The organism is Vibrio sp. 10N.247.311.49 (genome assembly GCF_041467655.1).
Classification (GTDB): domain Bacteria; phylum Pseudomonadota; class Gammaproteobacteria; order Enterobacterales; family Vibrionaceae; genus Vibrio; species Vibrio crassostreae_C.
In genome coordinates, this window is sequence record NZ_JBFSVA010000001.1 from 98,076 (window position 1) to 115,253 (window position 17,178).

Consider the following 17,178-nt stretch of genomic DNA (forward strand, 5'->3'; position numbering starts at 1 on the left):
TTAGTCTGGTGTTTGGTTGAATAATCAATTCAGACATCAATGCTCGATTTTAAATTAGGTGTTCGGATAGAGCACTACACAAGGATGCAGCCAACAACGTCTGCTTTTGAATTAAAGCTAAGTTACGGCTCATATGCTCAGATTACTGAGCCAGTTTTGAGGTTTATATAATGCAAGTTACTGTTGAAACGCTAGAAGGCCTAGAGCGCCGTCTTAATATTACTGTTCCTGCTGCTAACATCGAAGATGCAGTTACAGCTGAACTACGCAACATCGCGAAAAACCGTCGTTTCGATGGTTTCCGTAAAGGCAAAGTGCCAATGAAGATGGTTGCTAAAATGTACGGCAAAGCAGTACGTCAAGACGTGATGGGCGAAGTAATGCAACGTCACTTCATCGAAGCGATCGTTAAAGAGAAAATCAACCCAGCTGGCGCACCTACTTTCGCACCAGTTGAAAACAACGAAGGCGCTGACCTAGTATTCAACGCAACTTTTGAAGTTTACCCAGAAGTTGAGCTGAAAGGTCTAGAAAACATCACTGTTGAGAAACCAGCAGTAGAAGTTAAAGAAGCTGACGTTGAAGAGATGATCGAAACTCTACGTAAGCAACAAGCAACTTGGACTGAAGTTGAAGCTGCTGCTGACGCTGGTTCTCGTGCAACTATCGACTTCGTTGGTTCTATCGACGGTGAAGAGTTTGAAGGCGGCAAAGCTGAGAACTTCCCACTAGAGATGGGCGCTGGTCGCATGATCCCTGGCTTCGAAGACGGTATCGTTGGTAAAACAGCAGGTATGGAATTCGAAATCGACGTAAACTTCCCAGAAGATTACCACGCTGAAAACCTAAAAGGTAAAGCAGCTAAGTTCTCTATCAAGCTGAACAAAGTTGAAGCTCGTGAACTTCCAGAACTAAACGAAGAATTCGTTGCTAAGTTCGGCGCAACTGACGGCGTTGAAGGTCTTAAAGCTGAAGTTCGTAAGAACATGGAGCGTGAGCTTAAGCAAGCTGTTAAGAACCGCATCAAAGAGCAAGCTATCGACGGTCTAGTTAACGAAAACAACATCGACGTACCTTCTGCTCTAATCGATCAAGAGATCGGTGTTCTACGTCAACAAGCTGCTCAACGTTTCGGTGGCAACACTGAAGCTGCTGACCAACTTCCACGTGAGCTGTTCGAAGAGCAAGCTAAACGTCGCGTAGTTGTAGGTCTTCTACTTGGTGAAGTAATCAAGACTGAAGAACTAAAAGCTGACGACGAGAAAGTTAAAGCTATCATCGAAGAGATGGCTACAGCATACGAAGATCCAACAGAAGTTATTGCTTACTACGAGCAAAACGAGCAAATGATGAACAACATGCGCAATGTTGCTCTAGAAGAGCAAGCTATTGATGCAATCATCGCTAAAGCTCAAGTTTCTGATAAAGAAGTTAGCTTCAACGAGCTAATGAATCAGCAACCTGCTTAATATAGTAATATCTGACGTAGAAGGTTGACGTACGGTCAACAATTCTGCTAACAATGGTCCGTATGATTTAATCATTCGGGCCATTTATTTTAGGGACATAAGAATATGAGCTACCAAGAAAAAAATACAATGCCATCGATTATGGACGCACTAGTTCCTATGGTGGTTGAACAGACTTCCCGTGGTGAACGTTCTTACGATATTTATTCTCGTCTATTAAAAGAACGTATCATTTTCTTAACAGGTCAAGTGGAAGACCACATGGCAAATCTTGTCGTGGCTCAACTGCTTTTCTTGGAATCAGAAAACCCAGACAAAGATATCTATCTTTACATCAACTCACCTGGCGGTAGCGTAACAGCAGGCATGTCTATCTACGACACAATGCAGTTCATCAAGCCAAACGTGAGCACAGTATGTATGGGTCAAGCTTGCTCTATGGGTGCATTCTTACTAGCGGGTGGTACTCCTGGTAAGCGTCACGTGCTTCCAAACTCACGTGTAATGATTCACCAGCCACTTGGCGGTTTCCAAGGCCAAGCGTCTGATATTCAAATTCACGCGCAAGAGATCCTAACGATCAAACAAAAGCTAAACAAACTATTGGCAGAGCACACAGGTCAGCCTCTAGAAGTTGTTGAGCGCGATACAGATCGTGATAACTTCATGTCTGCTGATCAAGCAGTAGAATACGGCTTGGTGGATTCAGTTCTTAATCACCGCGGTCAATAATTGCAGGGCAATTGTTTAACGCAAAGTGATTCAAATTGATATACACTCAAGCATAGAGAGTTAAGGCTAAGAGGTTAGCGAATGACAGATAAAAGCAAAGAGGGTGGTAGCGGTAAACTGCTTTACTGCTCTTTCTGTGGCAAAAGCCAACACGAAGTTCGCAAGTTAATCGCAGGTCCTTCTGTTTACATTTGTGATGAATGTGTCGATCTTTGTAACGACATTATTCGTGAAGAAATTAAAGATGTTCTTCCTAAGAAAGAATCGGAATCGCTGCCAACGCCGCGTGAGATTCGTGAGCATCTTGACGACTATGTAATCGGTCAAGAATACGCGAAGAAAGTGCTAGCAGTTGCAGTTTATAACCACTACAAGCGTTTACGTAATGGTGATACGACAGCTGAAGGCGTAGAGCTAGGTAAGAGTAACATTCTTCTTATCGGTCCTACTGGTAGTGGTAAAACACTACTGGCTGAAACATTGGCTCGTTTCCTAGACGTTCCTTTCACAATGGCAGACGCAACAACACTAACCGAAGCGGGTTACGTGGGCGAAGATGTTGAAAACATCATCCAGAAGTTGCTTCAGAAATGTGATTACGACGTAGCGAAAGCGGAACGCGGCATTGTTTACATCGATGAAATCGACAAGATTTCTCGTAAAGCTGAAAACCCATCAATCACGCGTGACGTGTCTGGTGAAGGTGTACAGCAAGCTCTACTAAAACTTGTTGAAGGTACAGTAGCTTCAGTTCCACCTCAAGGTGGTCGTAAGCATCCACAGCAAGAGTTCTTGCAAGTGGACACGTCTAAGATCTTATTTATCTGTGGTGGTGCGTTTGCAGGCCTAGATAAAGTGATTGAACAGCGTGTAGAAACAGGTTCAGGTATCGGCTTTGGCGCAGAAGTGCGTTCAAAAGATGAAACCAAAACTATCGGTGAATTGTTCACTCAAGTAGAACCTGAAGATCTAGTGAAATATGGTCTGATTCCAGAATTCATTGGTCGTCTACCTGTGACAACAACACTGACAGAGCTTGATGAAGAAGCGCTAATCCAAATCCTATGTGAGCCAAAGAATGCACTTACAAAACAGTACGCAGCATTATTTGAGCTTGAGGATACAGAGTTAGAATTCCGTGAAGATGCTTTACGTGCCATTGCTAAGAAAGCAATGAACCGTAAAACAGGTGCTCGTGGTCTACGTTCTATCTTGGAGGGTGTTCTACTAGAAACTATGTACGAACTGCCATCTTCAACTGATGTAAGCAAGGTTGTGATTGATGAGTCGGTAATTAATGGTGAGTCAGAACCACTATTAATTTACAGCAACTCAGATAACCAAGCAGCTGTTGCAGAGTAGGTCTTTTTTAGACAAGTCACTCAAATTGAAAAAGGAGGTAAGCAATTACCTCCTTTTTTTTATTCTTCCATTGAATCCAGTCGTTTAAGCCCCATATACTGCTTTATAAGTTAAAGCGGAAGAGAGAAATATATGAACTTGGAACGTTCCGAGCGTATCGAAATCCCCGTGCTACCTCTACGTGATGTAGTGGTTTACCCACACATGGTTATTCCATTGTTTGTTGGTCGTGAAAAATCGATTACTTGCCTTGAATCGGCAATGGAAGCTAACAAACAAGTACTACTTGTAGCGCAGAAAGAAGCGGACACTGATGAGCCTTCAATTGACGACCTATTTAAAGTAGGAACTGTCGCTACCATTCTTCAGTTACTAAAGCTCCCTGATGGTACTGTTAAAGTGCTTGTCGAAGGTCAGCAGCGTGCAAAAATTCACCAATTCAAAGAAAGTGAGTTTTTCTTAGCGGACGCAGAATACGTTGTAACCTCAGAACTTGACGAAAAAGAACAAGAAGTGGTTGTTCGCAGCGCGATCAATCAATTCGAAGGCTTTATTAAGCTGAACAAAAAGATTCCACCAGAAGTTCTAACATCTCTGAACGGTATTGATGAGGCAGCTCGCCTTGCTGATACGATTGCTGCACACATGCCACTTAAACTGGTAGACAAGCAGCACGTTCTAGAAATCTTAGATGTGACTGAACGTCTGGAATTCTTGATGGGCCAAATGGAGTCAGAAATTGACATCTTGCAAGTTGAAAAACGCATTCGTGGCCGCGTTAAGAAGCAAATGGAAAAATCTCAGCGTGAGTACTACCTGAATGAGCAAATGAAAGCGATTCAGAAAGAACTTGGCGAGATGGACGACGCTCCTGATGAATTCGAGACTCTGAAGAAGAAGATCGAAGACTCTAAGATGCCTCAAGAAGCTCGTGAAAAAACCGAGCAAGAACTGCAAAAACTGAAAATGATGTCGCCAATGTCTGCTGAAGCAACAGTAGTACGTAGCTACATTGATTGGATGGTGGGCGTTCCTTGGGCTAAGCGTTCAAAAGTGAAAAAGAATCTAGCGAAAGCGGAAGAGATCTTAAACGAAGACCACTACGGCTTAGAGCGTGTTAAAGAACGTATTCTTGAATACTTGGCAGTACAAAACCGTATCAACAAGCTAAAAGGCCCAATCCTTTGTCTTGTTGGTCCTCCTGGTGTAGGTAAAACCTCGCTAGGTCGTTCGATTGCTGCGGCAACGGGTCGTAAGTACACGCGTATGGCACTTGGTGGCGTTCGTGATGAAGCTGAGATTCGTGGTCACCGTCGTACGTACATCGGTTCACTTCCGGGTAAACTGATCCAGAAGATGTCTAAAGTTGGTGTTAAGAACCCACTGTTCCTATTAGATGAGATCGATAAGATGTCTTCTGATATGCGTGGCGACCCATCTTCAGCACTTCTAGAAGTTCTAGATCCAGAACAAAACAACGCATTTAACGATCACTACCTAGAAGTAGATTACGATCTGTCAGATGTTATGTTCGTGGCAACATCGAACTCGATGGACATTCCTGGGCCTCTACTGGACCGTATGGAAGTGATTCGTCTATCTGGTTACACAGAAGATGAGAAGCTGAACATTGCTAAGAGCCATTTACTGGACAAGCAAGTTCAACGCAACGGTCTTAAGCCTCATGAAATTGAGATTGAAGACTCTGCAATCATCGGCATCATTCGTTACTACACGCGTGAAGCGGGTGTACGTAGCCTAGAGCGTGAAATCTCAAAGATCTGTCGTAAAGCAGTGAAGAACATCTTGCTAGACAGCGATCTTAAGTCTGTAACGGTTAACATTGATAACCTGAAAGAGTACTTAGGTGTTCAACGCCACGACTTCGGTAAAGCGGATGAAAGCAACCGTATCGGTCAAGTAACAGGCCTAGCGTGGACTCAAGTGGGTGGTGATCTACTGACTATCGAGACCGAAGCAATGCCGGGCAAAGGTAAGCTAACGCAAACTGGCTCACTTGGCGACGTGATGAAAGAGTCGATTCAAGCGGCAATGACAGTGGTTCGTTCTCGTGCTGAAAAACTGGGTATCAACTCAGATTTCTACGAAAAACGTGACATTCACGTTCACGTACCAGAAGGTGCTACACCGAAAGATGGCCCGAGTGCGGGTATCGCAATGTGTACTGCACTTGTCTCTAGCTTGACGGGTAACCCGGTTAAAGCAGAGGTCGGTATGACAGGTGAAATTACCCTTCGTGGTGAAGTTTTACCTATCGGTGGCTTGAAAGAAAAACTGCTTGCTGCACACCGTGGCGGCATCAAAACTGTACTGATCCCTAAAGACAATGAGCGTGATTTGGAAGAGATTCCAGACAACGTAATCGCTGACTTGAAGGTGATCCCGGTTCAGTGGATTGAAGAAGTACTCAAAGTCGCGCTAGAACGAGATCCGTCAGGGGTCGAGTTTGACGTGAAAAAATAGTGATGCATAGCAAAAATAAGTAAAGAATTACGCTGATAGGCCCGAAAAGGCTTGTCAGCGTTTTTTTTGGACGCTAAGTTATTGAACAAAGCGGCAGCCCTTTTGCAATAAGGCTTGCGGCTAAATTAAAACCAAAATGGAACGTACAGTCATCAGAAGTAGTCACAGATGACACATAGGGGAAAAACAGTGAATAAAACACAACTAGTAGAATCAATCGCAGAAAACGCAGACATCTCTAAAGCTTCAGCTGGCCGCGCTCTAGACGCATTCATCGAAGCAGTTGGCACAACGCTACAATCTGGTGACCAAGTTGCACTTGTTGGCTTTGGTACTTTCAGTGTTCGTACTCGTGCTGCTCGTACAGGTCGTAACCCAAAAACTGGTGAAGAGATCCAAATCGCAGAAGCTAAAGTACCTGGCTTCAAAGCGGGTAAAGCACTTAAAGACGCATGTAACTAATTTTCACTGCTGAAACCTCCATTTAAGAGGGGAAGGCAGTAAAATGCGTTTACTGTTTGAAAAATGATGTTTCATTCTTAAACAGTATGTGTACAAAGCACATTGAACTTATTTAAATTATGCGCATCCTACTGATGCGCATTTCTTTTTCTGATAATATCGCGTGAATAGATTTTTATTTTGAAGCCAATGCTTCATATCCGGAGAGCACTTAAATTATGATGGATCGATTACGCGAAGGCGTGAATAGCATCGCGGTAAAAATTATCCTTGGGTTGATTATCCTGTCATTCGTATTCGCAGGTGTAGGCAGCTACATCACCGGTGGCGGTAACAACGCAGCAGCTAAAGTTGGCAACACAGAAATTGCTCGTGGTGAGTTCGAACAGGCTTACCAAAACGAACGTAATCGTATGCAGTCTCAACTTGGCGATTACTTCGCGCAAATGCTTGCAGACCCTGCTTACGTAGAGTCTTTCCGTAAATCAGTACTTGATCGCATGATCAATGACGTACTGCTTGAGCAGCAAGCTGAGTCTCTAGGCCTACGAATCAGTGATTCTCAAATCCGCACCATGATTCTAGAAATGCCTCAGTTCCAAACGGCGGGTCAATTCGACCAAGAAGTTTACCAATCGGCACTACGTCGTGCAGGTTTCAGCGCAGAGAGCTTCGCTGAATACATGCGTCGTGACCTAATGCGCAACCAGCTTGTGACTGCACTTCAAGGCAGTGAATTCGTTCTTCAGGGCGAAATCGATACTCAGAGCAAGCTTATCGCACAAACTCGTGACATTCGCACAGTGACACTGTCTGTTGCTGACCTTGCAAAAGACATCGAGTTAACTGACGAGCAAATCGAACAGTACTACCAAGAGAACCCAACAGCTTACACTCGTCCAGAGCAAGCTAAGGTATCTTACATTGAGCTTTCTGCTGAAGCGCTTAAGTCTCAGCTTGAAGTAAGCGATGAAGAAGCACAGAAATACTACCAAGAGCACCTAGACAAGTACTCAACGGAAGAGCAACGTAAAGTTAGCCACATCCTAGTTCAAGGCGATGACGAAGCGAAAGCTCAGGCAATCCTAGACGAGCTAAATGCAGGCGCTGATTTTGCTACGCTAGCGGAAGAGAAATCTGACGACTTCGGTAGTGCAGATGTTGGTGGTGATTTAGGTTGGATTGAACGCGACGTTATGGACCCAGCATTCGAAGATGCGGCTTTCGCTCTTGAGAATATTGGTGATACGACTGGCCTAGTTAAATCTGATTTCGGCTACCACATCATCAAGCTAGACGAACTAAAAGCGTCTCAAGCTCAGCCTTACACTGAAGTAGCGGCAGAGATTAAGACAGAGCTTCTAGACCAACACGCAGTTGATCAGTTCTACGAGCAACAAACTGAGCTAGAAAAAGTAGCGTTTGAATTCCCAGATTCTCTAGATGATTCTGCAGAAGCTATCAACGCGAAGATCACAACGACAGATTTCATCTCTCAAGTTGACGCTCCAGAAGTTCTGATGACGCCTGCAGTTATGCAAGCTATCTTGAGCCCTGAAGTGAAAGAAGACGGTCTAAACTCGGAAGTTATCGAAGTTGCACCTGAGCACGTAATTGTTGTTCGTGTAGAAGAGACTCGTGATGAGACAGTTCTTCCTCTAGCTGAAGTGAAAGATCAAGTTGTCGCTGCACTGTCTGCTGTACAAGCAGAGCAGCAAGCGGTTGAGCTAGGTGTTTCTCTAGTGAACGAACTTGAGCAAGGCAATGAAGCAGTACTAGCGGACAACAACCTTGAGTTCACTGAACTTGAAACGATTGACCGTAACTCGCCATTAGCGGCATCTGTATTCGCTCTAGCGAAACCAGAAGCAGGTCAAGCTGTGTTCGGTCAATCTAAAGACCAAGACGGTAATATCGTTGTTGTTGAGCTTTCTAAAGTAACGGCTGAGATCAACCCAGCCTACAGCACTCAAATTGGTGCACAGTTGGAGCGAGTTGGTAACCAGCAAGACCTGACTAACGTATTAAACGTACTTCGTAAAAACGCAGACGTTGAATACTACGTAGTGGGTCAAGGTCAGTAAGCGTTTGATTACCTCAGTAGCAAGCTCAAGTTAGAGCTTACTACTGAAATCAATACGTGATTGTTAGGCTTTAATTCAGATTTGTGAGCCAACAAACAAGCTGATGAAAATAAGATGTATAACGAAGCGGGTCACTTAGGTGATCCGCTTTATTTTTATCTAGTGATTGTGTTATCTAGCGCGGCAAATGCATAAGTTACGTTTTTTGAACAAAGGAACTATTTATGCGCACGATATATTCAACACTAATTCTTTCATTTCTGATGCTCTTAAGCCCTGCCGTGTTTGCAGACAGCCCAACCAAGGCTGAGCTTTACGAAGGCATTGAGATTACGGTCAACATCAATACCGCGACGGCAGAAGAACTTTCAGCACTATTGGTTGGCGTGGGTGACAAGAAAGCCAAAGAAATCGTCGATTACAGAGATCAGAACGGGGCATTTACTACTGCTGATGATTTGGTGAGTGTCAAAGGGATAGGTGAAGCGACGGTTGAAAAGAACCGCGAAAGAATTCAACTTTGACCCGTTTTTCTACTTGTTAGAAATGAAGCGATAGATATGAAGCCTCCGGCCAATGCACCTGCTAGGTGGGCTTCAATCGCGATACGAGCATTAATCAGTTCACCAGTCGTGCTAGAAGGGCCAATAAGCTGCTCCCAAGCGATTTTAGCGACTAATCCGAATACTAACAGCCAACTAGACTTCCTGCCGTTTAAAGCCTCTCTGAGCGCGAATAAGCCAAACAACCCATGCAAAGTGCCCGATAGGCCAACGTAGATCTGAATACTTGAAAACAACAGAGCGACGCCAGTCACTAAACTGATCACAAGCAAAGCAACAACAAGCTGTTTTTTACTCGGTTGAAACAGGTAGCTGATGATCCACAAGCCTGCTAGATTCATCAGAAGATGCGAGTAGTTGGTATGTGAAAAGTTTCCTGTTAGGATTCGCCACCATTGCCCATCGGCAATCGCATTGCTATCCCAAACGACCCAAGCTTGTATTGGCTCAAATTGGAATAAGACGCATAAAAGTGAAATGAAAATTAAAACAGGGTACACATTAAATCCATGTCTCGTTATTGCCCCCAATGCAGCAAGGCTTTGAAAGCTTGTATTTGTCAGTGGGTTACACCACTCGAATCGAATGTTGAGCTTATCATTCTTCAGCACCCATCAGAAGAGCATCGTCCGATGGGAACAGCGCGTATTCTCTCGTTATCTCTTAATAACAGCGTGACGTTTGTTGGCGAAGACTTTTCAGACAACGAACAACTCAACGCATTGTTGTGCGATGAACAGTATCAACATGTGATTTTATACCCAAGCGAAAACTCTGTTTCAGTTGAGTCGGCGACATCTCCCAATAAGAAGCTGCGTGTGATTTTATTGGATGGCACGTGGAAGAAAGCATTCAAGATGTGGCAAGTATCGAGTAACTTGCATGCGTTGAACACGGTTCATTTACCTAAAGATCTCAAGGGTAATTACCGAATTCGCAAAGCACCCAGTGAAAATAGCCTTTCAACCGTTGAAGCTGGCTATCATTTACTTAGCTTGTTAGAGCGTGATGGCGACTTTAGCCCTTTGCTAACGGCATTTGACCAAATGATTCAGTTTCAAATCAATCAAATGCCGCCGGGCGTGTTTGAGAAAAACTACTTAGATTAAGCCGTTTTAGTAAAGTGAGTCAGGAATTAAAACTCGGTATGAGCTGAGAACAGTTGCTGATGCATTTTCTGCGCAAGATCATCAGTCATCGATGAAATGTAATCGGCTATCACGCGCATTTTTCGAGACTCATCTTGATGTTGTAGCCATTGCTTCTTGATGGGCAGTGGCAGCAAGCGTTCAGGATCTGCGCTGAATGCTTCAAACATATCCATGATGATCTGTTGACCTTTGTATTCGATGACCTGAACCTGTGGCACTTGAATAACGAACTCGCTGACAAAGTGTTTCAGCTTATCGAGTGTGCCGTCCATGCTCGGCTCGAGCACCGCATTGTAAGCCAACAGTACATTCTCAAAGTTAGCCTCCACTCGCTTAATCGAGATACTGGTCAACAGTGCGTTGACTATCCCACCAATCGCATCCTTTCGACGATACTGTTCACCAGAGAAAAGCATCTCTGTAATTGAATCTAGGTGTTCACAAATCCATGGGTCGGCCATCTCTTTCAGTTGAGGGTAAGCCGATTCGACCCACTGAGCTTTGGTCACAGAGCCAAGCACAATCGCATCTTCTAAATCGTGCACGCCATACGCGATGTCGTCAGCAAGTTCCATGATCGAACAATCCAGTGACTTATATTTGGTCTTGTTGTGCTCAAGTGGCTCGGTATGCGTTTTTCTTTTCTGTTTTAGGAGCTGTTGGTCGCTGCTTGAAAGCGGTTCAAGCACCCAGTTAAACAACTCTTCATCATGATCGTAGATGCCTTTTGCTGGCATCCAATCTTTAGCTCGGAGTTGTCGTTGATGCTTAACGGGTTCAGACTGCAATTTAGCTTGAACCTCACTCAGCAGAGAAGGGTACTTAATTAGACCTAACAAAGTGCGTCGAGATAGGTTCATCCCGTGATGTTCAGTGTAAGGTTCTAGCTGTGTGACTATGCGAAACGTTTGAGCGTTGCCCTCAAAGCCGCCGTGGTCGCGCATCATGTAGTTGAGTGCGACTTCGCCGCCATGTCCATAGGGTGGGTGACCGATGTCGTGAGCCAAACACAGTGAATCAATCAAACTGTCTGAGGGTAATAGGTCTCGAAATTCGGGCTGCTTTTTCTTCAGTTGAGCGACGATACCGGTGCCAAGCTGAGCGGCCTCAAGAGAGTGGGTAAGGCGCGTTCGGTGAAAGTCGTTGACCGTGGTGCCATGGATCTGGGTTTTCGCTTGTAAGCGACGGAAAGCAGCAGAGTGAAGCACGCGCGCACGGTCACGCTGATACGGGCTGCGGTGGTCATCCCGTCTTATTTTATGTTCATCGTCATTTCGATGCTGCCATTCTTGTTCGAGTACAAAGGGTGGTTCGAGTTGAGAATTCAAAATAGCACCTATCAAATTGATTTTATTTAGCTAATTAAAAACAACTTATACCCAGCTAGCTTATCTCGTCTAGTGATAATTCAAAGCTCGGTGCGAATGTGGTGAGAAAGTAGTCCATTTCTGGGCTTTTGCGTTGTTCGAGTGTCTCTTCCAATCGGCGCTTGGCTTGCTCGTATTCATGATTGCCCGCACTGAGCTCTTCCAAGCATTTCAGGTACGCACAGATAGTATCTGCCTGCTTGACGATGCTTTGCTCTTCTTTACTCGCAGTACCAGATATTAAGAAGGGGGCGAAGTCGTCTCTGAACTCTTCTGGCAACATCGAAAGCAGTCTTTGTTCTGCCGCGGCTTCTATCTTCTTATACTCTTGTGCAATATCCGGGTTGTAGTATTTAACTGGCGTTGGCAAATCACCCGTCAGTACCTCACTGGTGTCGTGGTACATGCCAAGCAGAGCAATGTGCTCGGGGTTAAGCTGACCATCAAACTTCTTGTTTTTGATCAGTGCCAAGGCGTGTGCCACGAAAGCAACCTGTAGGCTATGTTCTGAAATGTTCTCGCTTGATACCGAACGCATCAGGGGCCAGCGTTGAATTAGCTTCATGCGTGCGAGATGGGCAAAGAAATGGCTCTGTTTCATAAATGTCCTTATAGTACCAATCGTAGTAAATAACTGGTCATCCTAGCTTGTTAAAAAACTCGATAACTATGTTAGAATTTTTGATTGTAGAATAACTACTTATCGAAGCTGCTTGTCGAAAATAGCTGCCTTGTTCTCAAGCTTTTTCCCTACGCTATTTCTGAACACTTACTTACTGTGATTGGTATAAACAATACTCCACTCGTATCTTGTGTTTGCACAGGGATACGAGACAGCGGATACAAAAAAGGCTCCTAAACAGGAGCCTTTTAAGCATAGAAGTGAATGAATACAAGTTAAAGTCTTTTAAAACAGCAAATTGTAGCCATCTTTCTTTGTGCTCATTAACCTTCGATGAGGTCGTCTTGGCTGTAAGTCTGTAAGAAGCGCTCTAAACGACCAATTGCGATTTCTAGATCTTCGATGTGCGGCAGAGTCACGATACGGAAGTGATCCGGTTTCGGCCAATTGAAGCCCGTACCTTGAACCAATAGCACCTTCTCTTGCTTAAGGAAGTCGAGTACAAACTTCTGATCGTCTTTGATGTTGTACATGTTGGTGTCGATTTTAGGGAACAGGTACATTGCACCTTTCGGTTTCACACAAGAAACGCCAGGGATCTTGTTGATCAGTTCCCATGCACGGTCACGCTGTTCAAGCAGTCGACCGCCTGGAAGAATCAGCTCATTGATACTCTGATAGCCACCGAGTGCGGTTTGGATAGCGTGTTGCATCGGAACGTTGGCACACAAACGCATTGAGGCCAGCATTTCTAGCCCTTCTACATAGCCTTTCGCTAGGTGTTTAGGGCCTGTTAAGAACATCCAACCACCACGGAAACCACATACACGGTAAGCTTTAGATAGGCCGTTGAACGTGACCATTAATACGTCTTCAGCAAGCGTTGCCACTGAAGTGTGTACCGCACCGTCGTAAAGTACTTTGTCGTAGATTTCATCGGCGAAGATGATCAAACCGTGCTCACGAGCAATCTCAACCACTTGTAATAGGAAATCACGGCTGTATACCGCGCCTGTTGGGTTGTTCGGGTTGATAAGAACGATGCCGCGCGTCTTTGGTGAGATCTTCGCGCGCATGTCGTCTAAATCTGGATACCAATCAGCATCTTCATCACACATGTAGTGAACCGGTGTACCACCAGAAAGCGCAACAGACGCTGTCCATAGTGGGTAATCCGGAGAGGGAACTAAGATTTCATCACCATTATCCAGTAGCGCTTGCATAGACATAACGATAAGCTCTGATGCGCCGTTACCAATGTAAACGTCTTCTACATCAAGGTTACGTAGGCCTTTTTTCTGGTAGTGCTGAACAACCGCTTTGCGGGCTGAATAGATGCCTTTTGAGTCGCAGTAACCTTGAGATGTCGGTAGGTTACGGATTACGTCAACAAGGATTTCATCAGGGGCGTCAAAACCAAATGGGGCGGGGTTACCAATATTAAGCTTCAGTATTTTATGCCCTTCTTCTTCCATGCGCTTAGCATGTTTGAGTACAGGCCCCCTGATTTCGTAGCATACGCTGTTGAGTTTTGACGACATCCCGATATTTTGCATTGCCGATTTCCTGAAATTAATTTAAATACTTTATTAAAGTACCGCAAAATGGCGTTTGATAGAATAAAAATCTGATGAATGTCGCATTTCAGTATCACGTTTAGGCTTTTTGTTGTCACTCTTTTCTAAATTTTAATTAATCGCTTTCTTGGTTATTGGCTAAGATGAATAAAGGGGCGGGATCGCTTAAAATCACAGGAATGTTGAAAAGATATAGTACATTCTTGATCTAAGTGGGTACTGCCCATAAAGTATCAAACTAATATAATAATAATTTAGATGTGAACGAGGTCGATTTGTCACATTTCCAGCAAACTATCTCCGCTTTGATTGAGCGAGTACAAAATGCCCAAGCAAGCGAAGTTCGTTGTGTTGAAGTTCTAACGCAAAAACCATCGTTTGCATTTATAGAATGGCTTCATGCTCAACCGCTCTTTCCTAAGTTCTACTGGCAGTCACGCGACACTCGTGAAGAGGTTGTTGCGCTCGGACAGTTACATACGTTTTCAGATCCTGCACCCGCGTACGCTATTCTTGGTGAAGACCAACGAATCTGGGGTGGACGCTCGTTTGATGGGCACACCGCAAAGAACCGTCGCTGCATGGAGTCGTTTTTCTTCCTTCCTCAGGTTGAATTGATCCGCTTTGACAATACTTGGTCGCTGGCGGTTAATTTGTCCCCTGATCGCGTTTCTTCTATTAATGCTTTGAATAAGCTTTCTGTAGAAGCCGCGATATTGGCGCCTTTGTCTGCCCATATTGAACAGATCAATCACGTTCCAGAAAGAGAGCAGTGGGGCAACCTTGTCGATAAAGTGCTGCAAGGCATTAGCGATGAAGAGTACAAAAAAGTCGTTTTAGCACGTAAAACCACACTGCAACTCGATGCGCCTATCTGCGCAGCTCAATTACTTAAAGCCAGCTATCTGCAAAATCACCACAGTTTCCACTTTATGTTGGTGCTGGATTCTAAACACAGTTTCATTGGCTCGACACCAGAGCGCTTATATAGCCGACATGGTATGGAGCTTGATACCGAGGCGCTTGCTGGAACCATTGGTCGCGGAGAGAACGCTACTGAGGATATGGAACTGGCCAACTGGCTTTCTCAAGACAGCAAAAACCTCAATGAGAACCAGTATGTGGTCGACGACATCATTGAGCGTCTCACTCCTCATTCTCAAACGGTCCATGTTGAAAAGGATGCGCGTCTAGTGCGCTTGCGTAAGGTGCAGCATTTGAAGCGCAATATCCATGCTCAGCTCAACAATGGCGTTAATGGTGTGCAGTTGCTTGCTGCCTTACAGCCAACTGCTGCGGTGGCGGGTTTACCTCGTAAAGAGGCGATGGATTTCATTCTTGAACACGAACCGTTTGCACGAGGTTGGTATGCAGGCTCTGTAGGCTATATCAGTCATCAGCGAGCGGAATTCTGCGTGGCGATTCGAAGCGCCTTGATTGTAAACGATCAAGTACAACTGTTTTCTGGCGCGGGGATCGTGCCGGGATCGGTTGCCGAACATGAATGGCAAGAGCTGAACAAGAAGATGTCTACTCTGCTTAGCTTAATTTCAGATCACCCTCCATTGGGTGTCGCGTCATGAATCACGACCAAGCCGTATTAAATAGAGTTTGGTGTCACACGTTACTTGAAGAGCTTGCACGCAATGGCGTTGAACATGTTTGTGTTGCTCCGGGCTCTCGCTCAACGCCGCTAACTCTCGAAGCTGAAGCCAACTCCAAGTTAACCTTACATACGCACTTTGATGAGCGCGGGCTTGGCTTCTTGGCTTTAGGTTTAGCTAAAGCGAGCAACAAACCCGTTGCGGTGGTTGTTACCTCTGGAACTGCCGTAGCTAACCTTCTACCAGCGACCGCTGAATCTGGATTAACGCGAGAAAAGCTAATCTTGTTGACCTCCGATCGACCGATTGATTTAGTCGACTGTGGTGCCAATCAAGCGATTCAGCAGCAGGGTATCTTTTCGTCTCACGTTGAAACGGCACTAAACCTTCCAAGTCCAACGACACAAGTTTCTTTGAATTGGCTTTTGACGTCGGTTGATAACGCACTGGCGAAACAGCGCAGCGTCGGTGGGGCTATTCATATCAACTGTCCGTTCCCAGAGCCGCTCTATTCTAAGAGTAGTGCTGAGATGTATGCGGATTATACAAAGAGCGTGGCAGCTTGGAGAACTTCAACCTGCCTTTACTCGAACACTTATTTGCCCAGTCATTTAATCGCTCAGCCTGTCTCAGCAAGTGATTATGTCGCTCGTAAAGGCGCAGTGATTATTGGTTCTATCGAGAATGAAGCCGCAATTAAAGCCAAGCAGTTTGCTTCGGCTTTGGGCTGGCCAATTTTCTGTGATCCTCAATCGGGCGTGAGCAGTGATTGGAAGCATTATGATCTGTGGTTACAGAGTGACTCAGTCAAAGAGCAACTCAACCAGTGTGATTTCATTCTTCAGTTTGGTGAGCGCATTGTTTCTAAGCGATTAAACCAATGGGTTAAGTCACAAGCGGCTTGGTTCGATTGCACGCAATATGTCGTGGTTTCACCTGATGCGCACCGTATAAATCAAGACCATCTGCCTCAAACTCATATTGTTGCCAATATTGAGTCATGGATAACCGATCAACACCTGCCAACGTTGTTGTGCAAACACTCGGGTTGGGCGACGCCTTTAATCGAGGTGGCTAATATCGTTCAGCAACTCGCACTCGCACAAATATCTAATAATGACCAACTGACAGAGTTGAGTGTTGCAGTTGACTTGTCGTCTAGACTTAAAGACAGAGAGTTGTTTGTGGGAAACAGCTTGATGGTAAGGCTGGTGGATATGCTGTCTTCAATATCTGCGAATCGGGTTTACAGCAATCGTGGTGCATCGGGCATTGATGGCTTGGTGGCGACGGCTGCGGGTGTAGTGAAAGCCAACCAGAACCCCTTATTGATGTTGATTGGCGATACTTCTTTGCTTTACGATCTCAACTCACTGGCTCTGCTGACTCATAATTTAACGCCGATGGTTATTGTTGTGACCAACAATGATGGTGGTGCGATCTTTGATTTATTGCCGGTGCCAGAGCAGCAGAAACAGTCACTTTATCAAATGCCTCATGGTTTCAGTTTTGAACACGCTGCTGCGCAATTCCAGTTGGGATACGCTGCGCCAGAAACCTTGAATTGCTATCAAACCATTATCGAACAACATTTCGAACAGGGTCAGGGTACCTTGCTCGTGGAAGTTAAGACGCCTCCCGAACAAGCGTCTACTTTGCTGAAACAATTCAGTTCAATGCTCACCGAGGCATTAGCCTAAG

The 17,178-nt window shown here is 45.0% G+C and carries 14 protein-coding genes; 10 read left to right on the forward strand and 4 right to left on the reverse strand.

What is annotated here, in order from left to right; translation table 11 throughout:
- Positions 1-170: 170 nt before the first annotated feature.
- From tig to AB6E54_RS00435, 7 genes are all read left to right on the forward strand, one after another.
- Positions 171-1,469, forward strand: a complete 1,299-nt coding sequence (tig, locus tag AB6E54_RS00405) for a trigger factor (protein WP_017065881.1) — start codon at positions 171-173, stop codon at positions 1,467-1,469.
- Positions 1,470-1,574: 105 nt separating this feature from the next.
- Positions 1,575-2,201, forward strand: coding sequence for an ATP-dependent Clp endopeptidase proteolytic subunit ClpP (clpP, locus tag AB6E54_RS00410; protein WP_004736080.1), 627 nt, complete (start codon positions 1,575-1,577; stop codon positions 2,199-2,201).
- Positions 2,202-2,282: 81 nt separating this feature from the next.
- The gene (gene clpX / locus AB6E54_RS00415; protein ID WP_009847283.1) at positions 2,283-3,563 is read left to right on the forward strand and encodes an ATP-dependent protease ATP-binding subunit ClpX; all 1,281 of its coding nucleotides are present in this window, start codon (positions 2,283-2,285) and stop codon (positions 3,561-3,563) included.
- Positions 3,564-3,695: 132 nt separating this feature from the next.
- Positions 3,696-6,047 carry an endopeptidase La gene (gene lon / locus AB6E54_RS00420; protein WP_229647710.1) on the forward strand — a complete coding sequence of 784 codons (2,352 nt, stop codon included), beginning with the start codon at positions 3,696-3,698 and terminating at the stop codon, positions 6,045-6,047.
- A gap of 168 nt (positions 6,048-6,215) precedes the next feature.
- On the forward strand, positions 6,216-6,509 hold the full coding sequence (locus AB6E54_RS00425) for an HU family DNA-binding protein (RefSeq protein ID WP_012604504.1): 294 nt from the start codon (positions 6,216-6,218) through the stop codon (positions 6,507-6,509).
- Positions 6,510-6,727: 218 nt separating this feature from the next.
- Positions 6,728-8,593: a peptidylprolyl isomerase gene (ppiD, locus tag AB6E54_RS00430; protein WP_372106555.1), complete on the forward strand. Its 1,866-nt coding sequence runs from the start codon at positions 6,728-6,730 to the stop codon at positions 8,591-8,593.
- 224 nt (positions 8,594-8,817) lie between these two features.
- Complete coding sequence (locus AB6E54_RS00435; protein WP_017060617.1) at positions 8,818-9,117, forward strand: helix-hairpin-helix domain-containing protein; 300 nt, start codon at positions 8,818-8,820, stop codon at positions 9,115-9,117.
- Here the strand turns inward: AB6E54_RS00435 and rrtA are convergent.
- Positions 9,108-9,656 carry a rhombosortase gene (rrtA, locus tag AB6E54_RS00440; RefSeq protein ID WP_017060616.1) on the reverse strand — a complete coding sequence of 183 codons (549 nt, stop codon included), beginning with the start codon at positions 9,654-9,656 and terminating at the stop codon, positions 9,108-9,110. The two genes, AB6E54_RS00435 and rrtA, sit on opposite strands and share 10 nt — an antisense overlap.
- A 9-nt stretch (positions 9,657-9,665) precedes the next feature.
- Here rrtA and AB6E54_RS00445 point away from each other — a divergent pair, with 9 nt between their 5' ends.
- Positions 9,666-10,265 carry a tRNA-uridine aminocarboxypropyltransferase gene (locus tag AB6E54_RS00445; protein WP_017060615.1) on the forward strand — a complete coding sequence of 200 codons (600 nt, stop codon included), beginning with the start codon at positions 9,666-9,668 and terminating at the stop codon, positions 10,263-10,265.
- Between the two features lie 26 nt (positions 10,266-10,291).
- Here the strand turns inward: AB6E54_RS00445 and AB6E54_RS00450 are convergent, their stop codons facing one another.
- From AB6E54_RS00450 to AB6E54_RS00460, 3 genes are all read right to left on the reverse strand, one after another.
- A complete protein-coding gene (locus AB6E54_RS00450; protein WP_017060614.1) occupies positions 10,292-11,635 on the reverse strand; it encodes an anti-phage deoxyguanosine triphosphatase in 1,344 nt (447 codons plus the stop codon).
- Between the two features lie 55 nt (positions 11,636-11,690).
- Positions 11,691-12,275, reverse strand: coding sequence for a 5'-deoxynucleotidase (yfbR, locus tag AB6E54_RS00455; protein ID WP_017060613.1), 585 nt, complete (start codon positions 12,273-12,275; stop codon positions 11,691-11,693).
- Between the two features lie 344 nt (positions 12,276-12,619).
- Positions 12,620-13,852 (reverse strand): pyridoxal phosphate-dependent aminotransferase, encoded by a 1,233-nt coding sequence (locus tag AB6E54_RS00460; RefSeq protein WP_372106556.1) that lies wholly within the window; start codon positions 13,850-13,852, stop codon positions 12,620-12,622.
- 296 nt (positions 13,853-14,148) lie between these two features.
- Here AB6E54_RS00460 and AB6E54_RS00465 point away from each other — a divergent pair, with 296 nt between their 5' ends.
- Both AB6E54_RS00465 and menD read left to right on the forward strand, forming a co-directional pair.
- Positions 14,149-15,456 (forward strand): isochorismate synthase MenF, encoded by a 1,308-nt coding sequence (locus AB6E54_RS00465; protein ID WP_372106558.1) that lies wholly within the window; start codon positions 14,149-14,151, stop codon positions 15,454-15,456.
- Positions 15,453-17,177 carry a 2-succinyl-5-enolpyruvyl-6-hydroxy-3-cyclohexene-1-carboxylic-acid synthase gene (gene menD, locus AB6E54_RS00470; protein ID WP_372106560.1) on the forward strand — a complete coding sequence of 575 codons (1,725 nt, stop codon included), beginning with the start codon at positions 15,453-15,455 and terminating at the stop codon, positions 17,175-17,177. The genes AB6E54_RS00465 and menD overlap by 4 nt, the downstream gene beginning before the upstream one ends.
- Position 17,178 lies beyond the last annotated feature (1 nt).

Excerpts from the sequence above, each read along its gene's own strand:
- tig (WP_017065881.1), top strand. The coding sequence starts at position 171 with ATGCAAGTTACTGTTGAAACGCTAGAAGGCCTAGAGCGCCGTCTTAAT.
- clpP (WP_004736080.1), top strand. The coding sequence starts at position 1,575 with ATGAGCTACCAAGAAAAAAATACAATGCCATCGATTATGGACGCACTA.
- clpX (WP_009847283.1), top strand. The coding sequence starts at position 2,283 with ATGACAGATAAAAGCAAAGAGGGTGGTAGCGGTAAACTGCTTTACTGC.
- lon (WP_229647710.1), top strand. The coding sequence starts at position 3,696 with ATGAACTTGGAACGTTCCGAGCGTATCGAAATCCCCGTGCTACCTCTA.
- AB6E54_RS00425 (WP_012604504.1), top strand. The coding sequence starts at position 6,216 with ATGACACATAGGGGAAAAACAGTGAATAAAACACAACTAGTAGAATCA.
- ppiD (WP_372106555.1), top strand. The coding sequence starts at position 6,728 with ATGATGGATCGATTACGCGAAGGCGTGAATAGCATCGCGGTAAAAATT.
- AB6E54_RS00435 (WP_017060617.1), top strand. The coding sequence starts at position 8,818 with ATGCGCACGATATATTCAACACTAATTCTTTCATTTCTGATGCTCTTA.
- AB6E54_RS00445 (WP_017060615.1), top strand. The coding sequence starts at position 9,666 with ATGTCTCGTTATTGCCCCCAATGCAGCAAGGCTTTGAAAGCTTGTATT.
- yfbR (WP_017060613.1), bottom strand. The coding sequence starts at position 12,275 with ATGAAACAGAGCCATTTCTTTGCCCATCTCGCACGCATGAAGCTAATT.
- AB6E54_RS00460 (WP_372106556.1), bottom strand. The coding sequence starts at position 13,852 with ATGCAAAATATCGGGATGTCGTCAAAACTCAACAGCGTATGCTACGAA.
- menD (WP_372106560.1), top strand. The coding sequence starts at position 15,453 with ATGAATCACGACCAAGCCGTATTAAATAGAGTTTGGTGTCACACGTTA.